The sequence below is a fragment of the Pirellulales bacterium genome, assembly GCA_019636345.1.
Taxonomy (GTDB): Bacteria; Planctomycetota; Planctomycetia; order Pirellulales; family Lacipirellulaceae.
The window spans coordinates 22970-39497 of the sequence record JAHBXQ010000011.1 but is presented as its reverse complement, the minus strand read 5'-3'; the positions used below and the strand labels follow the sequence as shown (position 1 = coordinate 39497).

Genomic DNA, 16528 nt, shown 5'->3' with positions numbered 1-16528 from the left:
AACCGTCTCGCGACCCGAGCCCCGTCTGCATGCCCGCAAATCTCGTCGGCCCCACTCACCCTTCGCGTCTATTTGTTGCATACTGACCCCCCTTGGGCCCGAGAGCGGCCTTTGCCGGCGAATCCTTGAATGCGAGTCTTCCGCCCATGAGTTTGTCTGAAGGAACCCCGGCCGATGGCCAGATTGTGGAGCGGTTGGCAGGCGCCATGGGCCGCATTCGCGAGCAATTGGGGCAAGTGATCGTCGGGCAGGATCAGGTCGTCGAACTGCTGCTGGTCAGCCTGTTCAGCCGCGGGCATTGCATGCTCGAGGGGGTGCCGGGGCTCGCCAAGACGCTGCTGATCAGCACGCTCGCCCGGACGCTGAACTTGTCGTTCAGCCGGATCCAATTCACCCCCGACCTGATGCCGGCCGACATCACCGGCACCGACATCATCGAGGAGAACAAGACGACCGGCCGCCGCGAGTTGCGATTCCTGGAAGGGCCCTTGTTCTCGAACGTCATCCTGGCCGACGAAATCAACCGCACCCCCCCCAAGACCCAGGCGGCCTTGCTCGAGGCGATGCAGGAACGGCAAATCACGGTCGGGCGCGTGCGGCATCAGCTCTCCGACCCGTTCTTCGTCCTGGCGACGCAGAACCCGATCGAACAGGAAGGGACCTACCCGCTCCCTGAAGCGCAGCAAGACCGGTTCATGTTCAAGGTGCTGGTGCGATACCCGTCGTTCGACGAGGAGTTCGAGGTCGCTCGCCGCACGACCGCTCGGGTGCAGGACGCGGTGCAGGCGGTCGTGTCGCCCGAGGAGATCCTCGAGCTGCAATCCCTGGTCCGCGAGACGCCGGCCAGCGACCACGTGCTGCGGTATACGCTGTCGCTGGTACGGCAGACCCGCGTCGGCGAGCCGACGACCCCCGCGTTCGTCACCGAGCAGTTGGCGTGGGGCGCTGGACCGCGGGCCGTGCAGTTTCTGATCGTCGGGGCCAAGGCCCGGGCGCTGATGCACGGGCGGACGCATGTGACGGTGCAGGACGTTGCCGCCTTGGCCAAGCCGGTGCTGCGGCACCGTATCGTCGTCAACTTCGCCGCCCAAAGCGACGGCGTCACTGCCGACGACGTGATCGATCGGCTGTTGGAGGGAACGCCCAAACTCGAGGACGAACTGGCGAATGACGCCCGATTCAAAGCGATTTTTGCATCCTGAGGCGATTCGCCGAATCGGTCGACTCGAGCTGCGCGCCCGGCACGTCGTCGAGGGATTCCTCAGCGGCCTGCACCGCAGCCCGTATTTCGGCCAGTCGGTCGAGTTTCTGCAGCACCGCCAGTACGCGCCGGGGGACGACCTCCGGCATGTCGACTGGAAGGCGTGGGCCAAGCAGGACAAGCTGTACGTCAAGCAGTTCGAGGAAGACGCCAACATGCGCGTCACGCTGCTGGTCGACGTGTCGGCCAGCATGCGCTACGGCTCGGGGGATTTGAACAAGTACGAGTATGCCGCGACGGTCGCCGCGAGTCTGGCCTATCTGCTGTTGCGGCAGCACGACGGGGCGGCGTGCATTGCGTTCGACGAGGGGATCCGAGCGCGCACCCCGCTGCGAAGCACGCAGAATCACTTGGCGGCGATCGTCAAGGCGCTCGATGCGAACCCGCCCCGGGACAAGACGGACGCGGGCGCCGTCCTGTCCGAGATCGCCGAAGCGAGCCCGCGCCGAGGGCTGATGATCGTGGTGAGCGATCTGCTGGGGGACGTCGGCTCGACCCTCCGGGGCTTGCGGCTCTTGCGGCAGCGGGGGCACGACGTGATCGTGCTCCATGTGCTCGACGACGACGAACTCGACTTCCCGTTCGACGGGCCGACTCGGTTCGAAGGCTTGGAGCTCCCCGAGACGCTCAACTGCAACCCGCGGGCGCTTCGCGAGGGGTACCTCGCCGCGCTCCGACAATTCCTGGAAGCGCTGCGTCACGGGTGCGCCCGGGACGCGGTCGACTATACGTTGCTGCGAACGAGCCAGCCGCTCGACGCAGCGCTGGCGGCGCTTTTGACGCGGCGACTGGCGGCGTATCGGACGAGGTGACGGCGCAAAGCCGCAAGCTCGGCGCGAGCCCTGCCTCACGTACAAACATCAAGCACCCCGACCTCTGACCTCACTGCCCGCCTTGTCCTTTCTGTTTCAATCGCTGCTGACCGTCGGGCTGCCGCTCATTGCGGTTCCGACGCTCATCCACCTGATCAATCTCCGCCGACGGCGGAAAATCGAATGGGCGGCGATGTCGTTTCTGCTCGAAAGCCAGAAGCGGAACAAGAAATGGATTCTGCTGAAGCAGTTCCTGCTGTTGGCTTTGCGGACCGCGGCGATTGCGCTGGCGGTGTTCATGCTGGCCGGGCCGGTCATTCCCTCGGACTGGGGCCGGCTGTTCGGCCGGGGGGCGACGCATCACGTGCTCTTGGTCGACGACAGTTACTCGATGTCAGACCAACGGGACCAGCGGTCCGCGTTCGGCGAGGCGGTGCGCTCGGCCCTGGAAATCATCCGGCAGGCCGACGGACGGGCCGAGCGGCAACTTGTGACCGTGCTCCGGTTCTCGGAAGCACGGGCCCTCACGGCCGGGGACGGCGCCCCGTGGGAGCGGCGACCGCTCGATGCGGCGCTCTTGGCGGAGTTGGAAACGGCGCTCGGCAAATGGCGCCCCGGCGAGAATGACGCGGGCCCGCTCGACGCACTGCAGGCGGCGCTCCGACTCCCCGAGCCGGCGCCCGACGAGACGACGATCGTTTACCTCCTGACCGACTTCCGCGAGCGACAGTGGCAGGAGCGAACCTCCTTGGCTCAGGCGGCCCAGCGGCTGGGCGAACGAGTCGACCAACTGCGGTTCGTGCAGTGCGCCGACGAGTTCCACGGCAATCTGGCCGTTACGCGGCTCGCCCCCGAGAGCGGCGCCCGGGCCGCGGGTGTCGAGACCTGGATGGAGCTGGCCGTGGCGAACTACGGCGACAAGCCCGCGACGGCGGTCGCGGTGGCGATTGAACAAGACGGCGCCCGGCTCCCCGCGGTGGTCTTCGACGAGATCCCCCCTGGCGAGGAACTCGCCGAACGGTTCCGCGTCGCATTCCTCGAACCAGGCTCCCACGCGGCGACCGCGACGCTCGAATCGGACGCGGTCGAGGCCGACAACCGCCGCCAATGGACGTTCGACGCCCCCGCGACTTACCCGGTGCTCGTCATCGACGGTTCGCCGGACGGGGACGACGGCTACTTCCTCACGACCGCGCTGAGCCCGGGCGGACGGAATCTCAACGGTTGGGCGCCGCAGGTCGAGCCGATCAGTTATCTTCGCAATCACGACAAGCTCGCCCAATACGCGGCGGTCTTCTTGCTCGACGTCCCGCGGATCGACGACGCCGACCTCGAGGCGCTCGAAGAGTACGTCGAGGCGGGGGGCGGGTTGGCGATCTTCGTCGGGCCGACGACCGGGCGCGACTTCTTCAACAACCGGCTCTTCCGAGACGGCGAAGGCCTGGCGCCGGCCCCGCTCGACGTGCCGACGCAACTCCTCGCTGGCGGCGGGAGCGACGAGATCGATCTTCGCATCTCCGAGCATCCGATCTTCCGCGTCTTCCGCGGCCAGCGAAACAACTATCTGCCGCTGGCGAAGGTCGATTTCTACTACGCGCTCGAACCTGACTGGCAAGCCCCCGCGACGGCGAAGGTCCGCACGCTCGCCTCGCTTCGCAACGGCGCCCCGCTGGTCATGGAGAAGCAGTTCGGCGCGGGGCGGGTCGTCGTGCAACTCACGAAGCTGTCGCCCCGGCCCACGCCGCTGGGGACCTGGAACAACCTGAGTCTCAATCCCGTATTCCTCGTCGTGGCGAACGAGATGGTCGGCTACCTGTCGTCGACCCGGCGGACCGACGACGGCCGCATCGCCGGGCTGCCGCTGACGGTCTCGTTGCCGGAAGAGGAGTTCGAACCGAAACTGCGGGTCATCGCCCCCGGGGTTGCGGGGGAAGGGGTCATTGTCACGGCCGAGACGCGCGACGGCGTCCACGCGGCCCAGCTCTCGCCCGCCGCCGCGGCGGGGGTGTGGCGGCTTGTGCTCACGCGCCGTGACGGCCAGGAGGTCGAGCGGCTCCTGGCGGTCAACGTGCCGACGGGCGAAGGCGATCTCCACATCACCAGCGCGCGCCAACTCGCCGAACGGCTCCAGGGAGTCGAATACCAATACATGCAATCCTCCGAGCTTTCGCAGGACGACGACCAGCTCGCCGGCGTGCAACTGCGCGACGCGCTGCTGTACGCCCTGCTGGCGGCGCTGGTGCTCGAGCAGCTCGTCGCCTATGCGGCCAGTTATCACGCCCCCGCGGCGGGGAGGGGCGCATGACGCGGGCCGTGAAGGTCTCCTGGCTTTTCGCGGCGCTCGCGCCGGGGCTCTTGGCCGGCGCCGCGCAGGCTGCCGACGACGGCGGCTCTGATCACGGACTCGGCACGCCGAGCTACCACCTCTCGCGGCTCGAACAGTTTGACGGCCCGCAGGCAATGTGGCTCACGGTCGCGACGGTCGGGGGCCTGCTGGCGGCGCTTGCCGCGTGGCAGTATCGCCGCGAGCATGTCTCGTTGCCGGGCCTCGCGGCGTGGACGCTGGCCGGGTTGCGGATCGTCGCCGTGCTCGGGGCGATCGTGTTCTTTCTCGCCCCGGTCAAGCGGACCGATCGCCGCGTGACGACCGAATCGCGGGTGGAGATCCTCGTCGACTCCAGCCAAAGCATGACGATCGCCGACGAACCGGCGGGGGGCGAGAACCGCTCCCGTGCCGCCGCGGCCGCGGCGCTGTTGGCCGACTCGCCGCTGGTGAACCAACTCCGTCGGCAGCACGACGTGCAGGTGCGCACGTTCGACGCCCAGACCTTGCGCGTGGCGACGTGGTCGCGGCAGACTGAGGCCGACGATGCAACCCCTCCGACGCCCTCGGCGCCGCAACCGACGGACGACGACGCAACATCGACCGCCGAACCAGGCGCCGCCAAGTGGACCGAAACGCTCCAACCGTCCGGCGCGGCGACGCGCCTGGGCGATGCGCTGGCCGCGGTCTTTGACGATTCGGCCGCGGGACCGCTGGCCGGAGTGCTCGTCGTCACCGACGGCGTCCAAAACGGCGGGCTCGATCCGCTGGCCGCGGCCGATCGAGCTGCCGCCGCAAACGTGCCTCTCTTCACCGCGGGGGTCGGCTCGACCGAACCGCGCCGCAACGCGCGACTGCAGGAGCTCGTCGCCCCGGCGCGGGCGTATCCCGACGACGAGGTGACGATCCGTGCGCTCGTCTCGGCCGAAGGACTCCGCGGGCGGCGGTTCAACGTCGAACTGACGGCGCGCGCCAAACAGGGCGACGCCTCCGCGGCTGAAATGCGGATCGGCGTCGAGCCGGTCGAGGTGACCGAGGACTTGCAAGAGGCCCAGGTCGAATTCTCGTTCACCCCCGCCGAGGCCGGGGCCTTGGAACTGGAAGCGCGGATCGAAGCCCCCCCCGAAGACGCCTACGCCGCCGACGACCGTGCGACCGCCGAGATGGTCGTCGTCGAGACGAGCTCGCGGGTGTTGTTGATCGCCGGCTCGGCCACGCGCGACTACCGGTTCTTGCGCAATCAACTGTTCCGCGATCGGCACGCGACGGTCGATGTGCTGCTGCAATCGGCGCCGGCGGGGATCTCGCAGGAATCGAACCGGATCCTCACGGACTTCCCCGCCGACCGCGAGCAATTGTTCGAGTACGACTGCATCGCGGCCTTCGATCCCGACTGGACCCGGCTCGACGCCGCGCAGATCGATCTGCTGGAAGAGTGGGTCGCCGACGAAGCGGGGGGCCTCATCGTCGTCGCGGGCCCGGTCCACACGGCCGCATGGGTGCAGGGCGCCGAGCAGGCCAAAATTCGCAGCCTCTACCCGGTCGAGTTCCAGCGCCGGCTGACGCTGATGGACGACGGGGCGTACGGTTCCCGGACCCCTTGGCCGCTCGACTTCACCCGGGCCGGCGAGGAAGCGGCGTTCCTGCGGCTCGCCGACGCCCCCGACGCCAGCCGCCGCAGTTGGGACGAGTTCCCCGGCGTCTACGGCTGCTACGCGGTGAAGGGCCCCAAGCCGGCGGCGACCGTCTATGCCCGCTACAGCGACCCCGACGCGAGCATCACCGCCGAACTGCCGGCGTACTTCGTCGAGCATTTTTACGGATCCGGGCGCGTGTTCTACATGGGGAGCGGCGAGATGTGGCGGCTGCGATCAGTCGATCCCAAGTACTTCGAGGTCCTCTATACGCAACTCGTGCGGCACGTGAGCCAGGGGCGGCTCCTCCGCGGCTCCTCGCGGGGACGGCTGCTCGTCGAGCGCGATCGGTACGACGTCGGCGAGCCGGTGGTCCTCCGCGCCCAACTGACCACCGCCAGCCGCGAACCGTATGTCGCCGAGCGCGTGCGAGCGCGCGTCACCGGCCCCGACGGCGCCGGAAGAAACGTGGAACTGGCAGCCGATCCGCAGCGGGCCGGGACGTTTGTCGGGCAGTTCACGCCGACGAGCGAAGGCTCGTACCGGATCGAGCTCCCCGTCCCGGACGCGCTCGACGAACAACTGTCGCGGCGGGTTCAAGCGTCGGCCCCTGACCTCGAGTTTCGCCAAACGCGTCGCGACGAGAAGCTGCTCGCCGCGCTGGCCGAGCGTACCGGCGGGCAGTACTATGCCGAGGCGATGACCGCCGCGACCGGCGGCGAGGGGACGCCGGCCGTGGCGACGCTGATCCCCAGCCGAGCCGAAACCAAGACCGTCCGCGGCAAACCCGACAGCGCTTTTACCGAACTGCTCAACAAGACCCTGCTGGGCGTCATCTGCGGGGCGTTGTTGCTGGAATGGCTGCTGAGAAGATTGTATCGATTGGCGTGAACAGCTTGCACAGTCGATGAACTCGCTCACAGGCGCATAGGCGCACAGCTCGGAACATCAGGACGTGACTTGGGATTGTTCGGAACGCAAGCATCCTCCGTCGCAAAGCGAAGGCTTTTCGGCCAACAATCAAGAACCGACAACCGACGTCCCCCGCCTGACAACCGCCGCCTCGCACCGCGTCCGTCCCGTTGCGCCTTAGCGCGAGATACTCAAACAGTTGATACCCCGCGATTTTATGGCCTCTGTCGCTCCACAGTTCGTCATGCCGAGGCCGGTCGCGAAGAAGATGTCGCGACTGCGGCTCTTGGTGCGCGCGTACGTGTGGCTGGAAGGGCTCTTGGCGCTGGCGGTCGTTGCGGGGGGGGCGTACTGGTTGGGACTCGCGCTGGATTGGCTGTTCGAGCCGACTCCCGCCGTTCGACGCGTCATGTGGGCCGCGACGATCGGCGCGGCGGCGTGGGCGCTCGCCCGTTACATCGGGCGACGGGCCCTCGCTCGGCTCCCCGACGACAGCCTGGCGCTGCTCGTCGAGCGGCGTTACCCCGCGCTGGCCGAGAGCCTGATCACGACCGTGCAAGCGGGCGACCGGCGACACGGCGACTATCATCCCGAGTTGATCGCCGCCACCAGCCGACGCGCCGCCGAGGCGATGCCGACAGTGCGGCTCGCAGAGGTGTTCAATCGCCGCCCCCTGGCGGTCAAAGGGGTGCTGGCCCTCATCGCCGCGGGATCGGTCGCCGCGTTCGCTTGGAGCGCGCCCGAGTCGTTTGCGTTCTTCAACCGGCGGATGAAACTCGATCCGACCCCCTGGCCGCGCACGGTGCGACTGACGGTCGCCGGGTTTGACCGCGACGCTGCGGTGCGCGAGGTGCGCGTCGCCCGCGACTCGATCTACGAGGTCCGCGTCGCCGCGTCGATCGTCGACGGCTTTCTCGCCCCCGACGAGGTCGAGATCCGCTGGCGGCGGCTGAGCGACGGCCTGGGGAGCCGCGATCCGATGCTCAGAATCGGCGAGGCGGTCGCGGGGCGCGACGACGCCCAGGTCTTCCGCTACGAACTGAAAGTGACCGGCGACGTCGAGTTCGACGTTCTCGGCGGCGACGACCGCGTGCCCGGGTTGCGGCTCGTGGCCGTCGAACGCCCGGTCGTCGCGCGAGCGGCCCTCGACGTGACCTACCCGGAGTACATGCAACGCAAGCCGCGATCCATTGCGCTCAGCAAACGGGCCGAACTGCCCGCCGGTTCGACGGCGATCTGCCGGATCGAAGCGACCAAGCCGCTCATCGAGGCGCGGGTTTACGAGCCGAGCCGACAAACGCCGCTGCCGGCGACGATCGACCCGGCGCGCCCGACCGAGTTCTCGTTCCCGCTCTCTGCGGCCGCCGGCGACCTGACGCTCGCAATCGCGCTGGTCGATGCCGACGGGGTCGAGAGCCTGGCGCCGTACGGGCTGGCCGTGTCGGTCGTCCCCGACGCGGTTCCGGAGTTGTCGGTGCAATTGCGCGGCATCGGCACGGCGGTCACCCCGCAGGCGCGGATTCCCGCTGCGGGGCAAATCACCGACGACTACGCGCTGCGCAGCGCATGGTTCGAGTACCAGATCGACGGCCAGGGGGTCGCGCAGCGCCCCCTGACGGCCCCGACGGAGCAGTTGCCGCGGGTCCGGCTCGACGAGGCGTTCGATCTGACGACCGACGACCCGGCGAACCGCCAGCCGCTCGTCCCCGTGAAGCCGGGTCAACGGCTTGCGCTGGCGATTCAGGCCGACGACTATTACGACCTGGGCGAGGGGGCGCATGTCGGCTCAAGCCAACGGTTCTTGCTTGACGTGGTCACCCCGTCGCAGTTGCGGTCGCTGCTCGAGAAGCGCGAACTCGGCCTGAGGCAACGGTTCGAGGCGATCTACGAGAAGATGGTCGGGGTGGGCGAGCTGTTAGGCCGGATCGTCCCCCCCGCCGCCGCGCTCGACGTCGCCGCCGAGGGTGCACCTGACGGTGCGGCCGCCGAGGGGCTCGACGAGTCCGACTCGGGGTCTGACCGGCAAAGGCGCCTCGATGCGTCCCGGCTGTCGGGCGCCCGACAGAACGCGACGCAACTGGCGTTCGAAACCAGCGGGGTCGCCGAGGGGTTCGAAGCGATCCTGGCCGAGTTGGTCAACAACCGGGTCGACACCGAGGAACTGCGGCAACGGCTGGGGGAGGGGATCGCGGCCCCGTTGCGGGCGATCGCGACCGAACGGCTCCCCGAACTGGAGCGGCTGCTGGCCGAGCACGAAAAAGCCCGCAAAACGCCCGGTCCCGCCGCGATTGCGACGCTCGTAGCGACAAGATCCGAGGCGGACGCCATAATTAATCAGATGAAGGGCGTCCTTGACCGGATGCTCGAACTGGAAAGCTACAACGAACTGGTCGAGTTGCTGCGCGGCATCGTCGCGGATCAGCAAGAACTCAACGACGCCACCAAGGCCGAACAACGCAAGAAACTGCGGAGTTTGCTAGAAGACTGACGGGCGCCGGCGACGGGCTGACGAGATTCGCTCGACGCGAATGCGTTCGAGTTTCATGGGACATGTCCAGGATCGCGCATGCTGACCAGCGCTGCACTTGCCGAGCGACTGCGGACGCCGCTACTTTGCCTGCTGGCGGCGGCCATCGGCGGGGTCCGCGCCGTCCAGGCTCTCGAGTTCGCGACGCCTGCGGAAGTTGAGATCAGCCTTGCCGACCGCGAGACGCGATTGGCCGAACGCCTGGATCGTCTGGAACTGCTCGCCGAACGGTTGGCCGAGCTGTCGCGGACGACTCAGCCGCGGCGGGCCAAGGTATTGCGGGACCTGATCGCGCGCAGCCGCGAGCGGGACCTCTCGGGCCGGATGGGCGCGATCGCCGCCGCGCTCGAGCAAGAAAGCTACTCCCGGGCCATCGAGGGGCAGGGGGAAGTCCACGCCGAGCTCGCGAAACTGCTCGAACTGCTCCTGCAAGAAGACCGCGACGCGGAGATTGAATCGGAACGCAAACGGATTGGCAGGTATCTGCAGGAAATCCGGCAGGTGATTCGTCTCGAACGGGGCCTCAAAGGCCGCACCGAAGGGGGCGACGATCCCCAGAAGCTGGCCGAGGAACAAGCCAAGGTCGCCGAACGGACCGGCGCGCTGGGGAAGAACGTCGCGGAGTCCGATGGCTCAAAGGAGGGCGCCGACAAGCCCGGCAACAATGCCGAACAACAGTCCGGCGGCGATTCCGGCAAGCCGAGCAAGGGCGCCGACAAATCGGCCGACGACAAGAAACCGAGCGACAAGCCGTCCGGCGAGAAGGACTCGCAGTCTCCCTCGGGGGAGAAGCCCCCCTTGTCCGGCGAGCAATCGCCGTCCCCGTCCGATGGCCAGCCGTCCGATGGTCAACCATCGCGAGGCCAGCCGTCGCAAGGCCAGCCGTCGCAGGGCCAACCGTCGCAAGGGAGCCCCTCCGAGTCGCAAGACGACCAGCAGAACCAATCTCCCGCCGATCGCGCGGTCGAGCGGATGCGCCGCGCCCAGCAGCGGATGCAAGACGCCCAGCGCAAACTCGAAGAGTCGGAGCGCAAAGGCGCCGCGCGCGAACAGGAAGAGGCCATCAAGGCCCTTGAACAAGCAAAGGCTGAACTTGAGCGGATCCTGCGACAGCTGCGCGAGGAGGAACTCGAACGCACATTGGTGCTGCTGGAAGCCCGCTTCCGCAAGATGCTCGAGGCCCAGATCGACGTTTACGAACAGACGAAGAAACTCGACGCCGCGACCAAGACCGCGCCGCTCCACGAACGCGAAATGACCGGCGGCCGCCTGAGCCGCGCCGAACGGGAAATCGAGCGCGAGGCGGACCGGGCGCTCGTGCTGATGCGCGAGGACGGAACGACGGTCGCATTCCCCGAGGCGATCGAACAGGCCCGAACCGACATGCGGACCGTCGCCGACCGGCTGGCGCGGGTCGACGCAGGGCTGATCACCCAGGGACTCGAAGAAGACGTTATCGCCACGCTTGAAGAGACGCTGTCCGCCATGCAGCGGGCCCTGCAGGAGCTGCGCGACCAGCGGGCCCGGGGGCAATCGGGGCAGGGGGGCGAACCGGGCGAACAACCGCTGGTGGCCAAATTGGCCGAGTTGCGTATGATTCGCTCGTTGCAGGCCAAGGTGAACCGACGCACGGCCCAGTACGGCGCCCTCATCCAGGGCGAAACGGCCCTCGACGCGGAACTGCGCTCCGCCGTCGTGGAACTGGGCGAGCGACAACAACGAATCTATCAGGCGGCTCACGACCTCGACACGAGGGAGAATTGAATGACCCGTCCGTCCTCCTTTGACAACGCGACGTCGGTACGGCTCGCCCGGGGACTCGTCTGTCTCGCGATCGGGTTGGTTCCGCTCTCCGCACCGGCCGACGTTGCTTTCGAGCCCTCCTGGCGTCCGCCTCGGCGCGAGGCGATCGTCGCGGAGTTGCAGGCGTTTCTCGCCCGCGGCAAATTCGACGCCGAGCAGACCGACGCTGCGATCGCCGCCTGGAATCGCCCCGTCGCCGCGGCGCCGGGGGAGGAAGCGACGCTCGATCGGTTGGTCGCCGCGCTGTCGGTCGTCGATGCGCGTGTCGAGGAGTTGGCCCGCCAGTGGTCGGGACCTTTCGCCCCCGGGGACGCCACGTGGCTGGCTTGGCTCGCCGACGCCGAGACTGACGAATTCGTACGCCACAACGTGCGGCTCGCCCACGGCCGATGGCTGGCGCAGCAGGGTTTGTTCGACGAAGCGGTCCGCGAGCTTGGCGATCTGCAAATCGCCGACGTCGCGGACCCGGCGTCGTTGTTGTTCTATCGCATGGCGTCCTATCAACAGTTGGTCCGTCCCGACGAAGCGCGGGCCGATTTGGTGCTGCTGTTGGAACGGGAATCGACCTTGCCGCGCCGGTTTCAGCAGCTTGCCCAACTCGTTCGTCGCGATCTGGCGACGCTGAAGGACGACTCGCTCAATCACATCAGCCGGCGGATGAACGACATCGAACGCCGCTTGGAACTGGGCCACGCCGGCCCGCGGGTTCAAGAGGTCGAGCGAGGCGTGCTCGATGCGCTGGACAAGCTCATCAAGCAGGCCGAGGACGAAGCCCAGTCCCAACAGTGTTCGCAAAGCGGCGGATCGAGCCCCGGGCCCTCGAAGCCGATGGACGACAGCCGGATCGCCGAGCTCAAAGGCCCGGGCAAGGTCGACCCGCGGGACCTGGGTCGCACTGCCGGTTGGGGCGACCTTCCCCCCAAGGAGCGCGAGCAAGCCTTGCAGCAAATCGGCCGCGAGTTTCCCGCTCAGTACCGCGAGGCGATCGAACAGTATTTCCGCGAGTTGGCGACGGAATCGCCTCGCTCCGAACCGTGATCCCCTGACTCGGCGAACAGCCGCCAAGGCGCCGCACGTCGACGTCGTGGCGGCCGCTGGTCGTTCCCCGCCTCCCCCTTCCCGCCCAGGTCGCATGGTGCTGCGCCGTTTCGCCTCCGGATGGTTCGTCCTGCTCGCGCTGGCGGGCCTGCGCTGCGAGGCCGCGACCTTTGAAACGCTCGATGGGCGGCGGTACGAGGGAGAAGTCGTGCGGTGGTCCAGCAACGGGATCGATGCCATGACGGCCGATGGCGATCAGTCGCTGCCTGCGGCCTCGCTGCTCGCCGTCCGCTTGTCGTCCAAGCCGGCGGGCCCCGCAGCTTGGGCGGAGGCCAAGCTCATCGTCGTCCTGCGCGACGGCACGACCTTGCCCGCCTCGGCGCTGACGATCGCCGACCGCACGGTGCACATCGAGACGCCGTGGTCCCGCGAGAGCGTGACCGTTTCCACGCGCGACGTGGAACTGGCGGCGTTCGGCCCGCTGAGCGACCCGGCCCGCGAGGCTTGGGAAAAAATCCAAAACGATCCGCTCCCGGGGGACGTGCTGCTGGTCCTCAAGAAGGGGGGAGAGTCGGTCGATTATCTTGCGGGCAAGGTCGAAGCAGTCACCGAAACCGAGGTCGCGTTCGACTGGGACGGCGAACGAGTCCCCGTGAAGCGCGACAAGGTGGCGGCGGTGGCGTTCTATCGCGGCGAGACGGCGCCCGTGACGGAGCCGGTCTGCCGGTTGCGACTCGCCGGGGGTTGGAGCCTTGCCGCCGCGACCATCGTGCTTGCCGAGGGCGAACTGGCGGTCGGCACCCCCATGGGGCTTAGGCTGCGCGTCCCGTTGTCGGCGGCGGAGTCGGCCGACTTTTCGGCAGGAAAGCTTGCCTACCTCAGCGATCTCAAGCCGCTCGACGCCCGCTGGACGCCGCTCGTGGAGCTCCCCCCCGGGGCGACGCTGATCGCGAATTTCGGCAAACCGCGGTTCGATCGAGCCTTTGACGGCGGACCGCTGCGGGTCGTCGATCACGGGACCGCGGGAGCCCCCAGCGTCAGGGCGGCCTCCGAGGATTCATTTCCCAAAGGACTCGCGCTGCGGAGTCGCACGCAGATCGCGTACAACATTCCCCCGGGAATGACCCGGTTCGCGACCGTGGCGGGGATCGACCCGGCCTGTGCGGCGCAGGGCCGAGTGGAACTGACCGTGTACGGCGACGACGCCAAGCTGTGGTCGGGCGAGATCGCCGGCGTCGCTCCGCCGCAGGACGTCGTCGTCGAATTGGCTGGCTCGCGTCGGTTGCGCCTGGTCGTCGATTACGGCAAGAATTTGGACTACGGCGACCAGCTCCACTTGCTGGAGGCGCGATTCACGAAATGACCCACCTTGTGCTGCTTATCGGCCTGACGCTCGCGGGCGCCGCTCCCGCTGCGGCGGCGCTCGAACCGCCGGCCGACGTGTTGGCTGCCGAAGAGGCCCGCGTCGCGGCAATGGCCCGGGCCTGCGCGACAACCATCGCCGTGTTCGACGGCTCGGGGCAGGGGGGGGGCTCGGGCGTGCTGGTCACGCCCGACGGATTTGCGTTGACCAATTTCCATGTCGTCGCCAGCGGCGGGCCGGCGTTCAAGTGCGGCCTGTCCGACGGGCGGCTCTACGACGCGGTGCTCGTGGGAATCGACCCCGTGGGGGACTTGGCGCTCGTGCAACTCTTGGGGCGAGACGACTTTCCCGTCGCCGAAGTCGCCGACAGCGACGTCGTGCGCGTCGGGGATTGGGCTTTCGCGGCGGGAAACCCGTTCTTGCTGGCTGATGACTTCACCCCCACGGTGACCTACGGCATGATTTCCGGCGTACGGCGATACCAGTACCCGGCCGGCACGCTGTTGGAGTACACCGACTGCCTGCAAACCGACGCGGCGATCAACCCCGGCAACTCCGGCGGACCGCTGTTCGACGCCGCCGGCCGGCTGATCGGCATCAACGGCCGCGGCTCGTTTGAAAAGCGGGGCCGCGTGAACGTGGGGGTCGGCTACGCCATCTCGATCAATCAAGCGATGCGATTCTTCTGGCATCTGCGCAGCGGGCGAATCGTCGATCATGCCTCGCTGGGGGCGACTGTCGCCACGCAGAAAGACGGCGTCGTCGTGGACGACATCCTCGAATCGAGCGACGCCTTCCGCCGCGGGCTCCGCTATGGCGATCAGGTCGTGCGGTTCGCGGATCGTGACGTCACAAACGCCAACGCCCTGCAAAACGTGCTGGGGACGTTCCCGCCCGATTGGCTCGTGCCGCTCCGGTATCGCCGCTCGGGGGAGACGTTCGACGCAGTCGTTCGCCTGGCCGGCAAGCACGACGAGGCGGAGCTCGTGTCGCTGGTGCAGGCCGAGGCGGAGAAGCCCGCCGAGTCTCCGGAAGGCGAGCCGGGCCCCGGCGAACCTGCTCCGGACAAGCCGCCTCGCAAACGCCCGCGAGCCGCCCAGCCTGAACTTCCCGCCGCCGTGGCCCAGCGGTATGTCGAGCGGCGCGGTTTCGCCAACTACTGGTACAACCAACAGGCGCAGCGTCGCGTCTGGTCGCGATATCGACAACTGTTGAGCTTTGCCGCGAGCGACGGAGAGGAAGCGGCTGCGTCGCTCGGCTATGAGTGGCGTCTCGTCGGCCGCGTCGCCGCGGGAGGGGCGTTCCGGCTGCAAACCGGTCGCGACAAGAGCGAAATCCGCCTGCCCCAGGGAGTCACCGGAGCGATCTTCGCCGAAGACCTCTCCGGGCAGTTGAGTCCTCCCGGTTCCGGCGGACTGCTGGCGGCGATTCATCTCTGGCAACGCATCCTCGACGAAGGGCTTCGCACCTTCGGCGAGACGGTTTACCTGGGCCGCGTGCCGCAGGGACCCGACGGGACCCCGCTCGACTGCCTCCGCGGGTTCTACGCCGGGGTGGAGGCGCGATTTTATTTCAGCGACGAAACGGGGGATCTTGTGGGTTTGGAGTCGTATTTGCGCGACGACGCCGATCCGTGCCAAGTTTCCTTCTCCGATTTCCGCGACGTCGGCGGGCGACGGCTCCCGCATCGTTGGATGATTCGCTCGGGGGGGGCGGAGTTCACCGCCCTCGAGATCGAGCAGTTTGAAGTTCCCCTCGCCTCCCAGCCCGCGAAGGAGTGAGCTGATGAGCCTGCGCAATCCAAGCGGGGCGGAGCGGCGCGGGGCGCTGTTGCGCATGCTGGCGGCATTCGTCGTGACGTGGGGAACAGGGGCGTCGATCGCTGCGCATGCCGAGGCCGTCTCTCCCTACCGCGTCATTCGCGGCACGCAGCGCAAGGTCGTCAAGATCTACGGCGCGGGGGGGTTGCGCGAGCTGGAGGCGTACCAGACCGGCGTGCTTGTTTCGGGCGAGGGGCATGTCCTCACGGCGCTCAGCTACGTGCTCGACACCGACGACGTGGTCGCCGTGCTCGACGACGGGCGCCGCCTATCGGCCAAGTTCGTGGGGAGCGATCCGGTGCTCGAACTGGCCGTGCTGAAGGTCGACGTCGGCGACGAGCCGATCGAGTGGTTCGACCTGAACGAACAAGCAACCGCTTCGCCCGGCGATCGGGTTCTGGCGGTGAGCAATCTCTACGGCATCGCCGCGGGGGACGAACCGGCGAGCGTCATGCAGGGAGTGATCGCCGCGGTGGCCCCGCTCGAAGCGCGGCGCGGAGCGTTTCAATCCAACTATCAGGGGCAGGCGTATCTGCTCGATTTGCACGCCAACAACCCGGGCGCTGCGGGGGGAGCCTTGGTCGATTGGCGGGGCCGGCTGTTGGGGGTGCTGGGGAAGGAGTTGCGGAGCCGCGTGACGGGCGCCTGGCTCAACTACGCGCTCCCTGCCGAGGCATGGGTCGGCTCGGTCGAGGCGATTATCGCGGGTCGGGCGATCGACGAAGGGGAACTGGCCCTCGCGCCCGAGGAGCCGCTGACGCTGGCCGACCTGGGAATCGTGCTGGTGCCGAATCTGCTCGCCCGTACGCCCCCCTTCGTCGACGCCGTGCAAGGGGGGTCGGTGGCCGCCGCGGCAGGGTTGCGGCGCGACGACTTGATCGTGTTCGTCGCGGGAGAACCGACTGCTTCCTGCACCGCGGTTGTCGAGGCTCTCCGCCGGATCGACCGCCGCGACGAGGTGCGGTTCTCGGTGCTGCGCGACGGCGAATTGGCGGACCTCGTGCTATCCGCGGACAAGTGACCGCCGATCTTGCC

10 protein-coding genes are annotated in these 16528 nt (G+C 68.0%); all 10 read left to right on the top strand.

Annotated features, from left to right (window positions below; all coding sequences use genetic code 11):
* Positions 1-146 precede the first annotated feature (146 nt).
* The 10 genes from KF688_18685 to KF688_18640 all read left to right on the top strand — a co-directional run bounded on the left by KF688_18685 (position 147) and on the right by KF688_18640 (position 16514).
* Complete coding sequence (locus KF688_18685) at positions 147-1202, top strand: MoxR family ATPase (protein ID MBX3427713.1); 1056 nt, start codon at positions 147-149, stop codon at positions 1200-1202.
* On the top strand, positions 1168-2073 hold the full coding sequence (locus KF688_18680; protein ID MBX3427712.1) for a DUF58 domain-containing protein: 906 nt from the start codon (positions 1168-1170) through the stop codon (positions 2071-2073). Before KF688_18685 ends, KF688_18680 begins: the two co-directional genes overlap by 35 nt.
* A gap of 82 nt (positions 2074-2155) precedes the next feature.
* On the top strand, positions 2156-4378 hold the full coding sequence (locus KF688_18675; GenBank protein MBX3427711.1) for a BatA domain-containing protein: 2223 nt from the start codon (positions 2156-2158) through the stop codon (positions 4376-4378).
* A complete protein-coding gene (locus KF688_18670; protein MBX3427710.1) occupies positions 4375-6921 on the top strand; it encodes a VWA domain-containing protein in 2547 nt (848 codons plus the stop codon). Before KF688_18675 ends, KF688_18670 begins: the two co-directional genes overlap by 4 nt.
* Positions 6922-7159: 238 nt before the next feature.
* Entirely contained in the window at positions 7160-9430 is a 2271-nt protein-coding gene (locus tag KF688_18665; GenBank protein ID MBX3427709.1) for a hypothetical protein, read from the top strand.
* A gap of 78 nt (positions 9431-9508) precedes the next feature.
* On the top strand, positions 9509-11233 hold the full coding sequence (locus tag KF688_18660; GenBank protein MBX3427708.1) for a hypothetical protein: 1725 nt from the start codon (positions 9509-9511) through the stop codon (positions 11231-11233).
* Complete coding sequence (locus KF688_18655) at positions 11234-12310, top strand: hypothetical protein (GenBank protein MBX3427707.1); 1077 nt, start codon at positions 11234-11236, stop codon at positions 12308-12310. It abuts the gene before it with no gap.
* A gap of 94 nt (positions 12311-12404) precedes the next feature.
* Positions 12405-13673: an NPCBM/NEW2 domain-containing protein gene (locus KF688_18650; protein MBX3427706.1), complete on the top strand. Its 1269-nt coding sequence runs from the start codon at positions 12405-12407 to the stop codon at positions 13671-13673.
* The gene (locus KF688_18645; protein MBX3427705.1) at positions 13670-15454 is read left to right on the top strand and encodes a trypsin-like peptidase domain-containing protein; all 1785 of its coding nucleotides are present in this window, start codon (positions 13670-13672) and stop codon (positions 15452-15454) included. Before KF688_18650 ends, KF688_18645 begins: the two co-directional genes overlap by 4 nt.
* A gap of 55 nt (positions 15455-15509) precedes the next feature.
* Positions 15510-16514, top strand: a complete 1005-nt coding sequence (locus KF688_18640; protein MBX3427704.1) for a trypsin-like peptidase domain-containing protein — start codon at positions 15510-15512, stop codon at positions 16512-16514.
* The last annotated feature ends 14 nt before the right edge of the window (positions 16515-16528 follow it).

Excerpts from the sequence above, each read along its gene's own strand:
- KF688_18645 (MBX3427705.1), top strand. The coding sequence starts at position 13,670 with ATGACCCACCTTGTGCTGCTTATCGGCCTGACGCTCGCGGGCGCCGCT.
- KF688_18650 (MBX3427706.1), top strand. The coding sequence starts at position 12,405 with ATGGTGCTGCGCCGTTTCGCCTCCGGATGGTTCGTCCTGCTCGCGCTG.
- KF688_18670 (MBX3427710.1), top strand. The coding sequence starts at position 4,375 with ATGACGCGGGCCGTGAAGGTCTCCTGGCTTTTCGCGGCGCTCGCGCCG.
- KF688_18640 (MBX3427704.1), top strand. The coding sequence starts at position 15,510 with ATGCTGGCGGCATTCGTCGTGACGTGGGGAACAGGGGCGTCGATCGCT.
- KF688_18660 (MBX3427708.1), top strand. The coding sequence starts at position 9,509 with ATGCTGACCAGCGCTGCACTTGCCGAGCGACTGCGGACGCCGCTACTT.
- KF688_18685 (MBX3427713.1), top strand. The coding sequence starts at position 147 with ATGAGTTTGTCTGAAGGAACCCCGGCCGATGGCCAGATTGTGGAGCGG.
- KF688_18655 (MBX3427707.1), top strand. The coding sequence starts at position 11,234 with ATGACCCGTCCGTCCTCCTTTGACAACGCGACGTCGGTACGGCTCGCC.
- KF688_18665 (MBX3427709.1), top strand. The coding sequence starts at position 7,160 with ATGGCCTCTGTCGCTCCACAGTTCGTCATGCCGAGGCCGGTCGCGAAG.
- KF688_18680 (MBX3427712.1), top strand. The coding sequence starts at position 1,168 with ATGACGCCCGATTCAAAGCGATTTTTGCATCCTGAGGCGATTCGCCGA.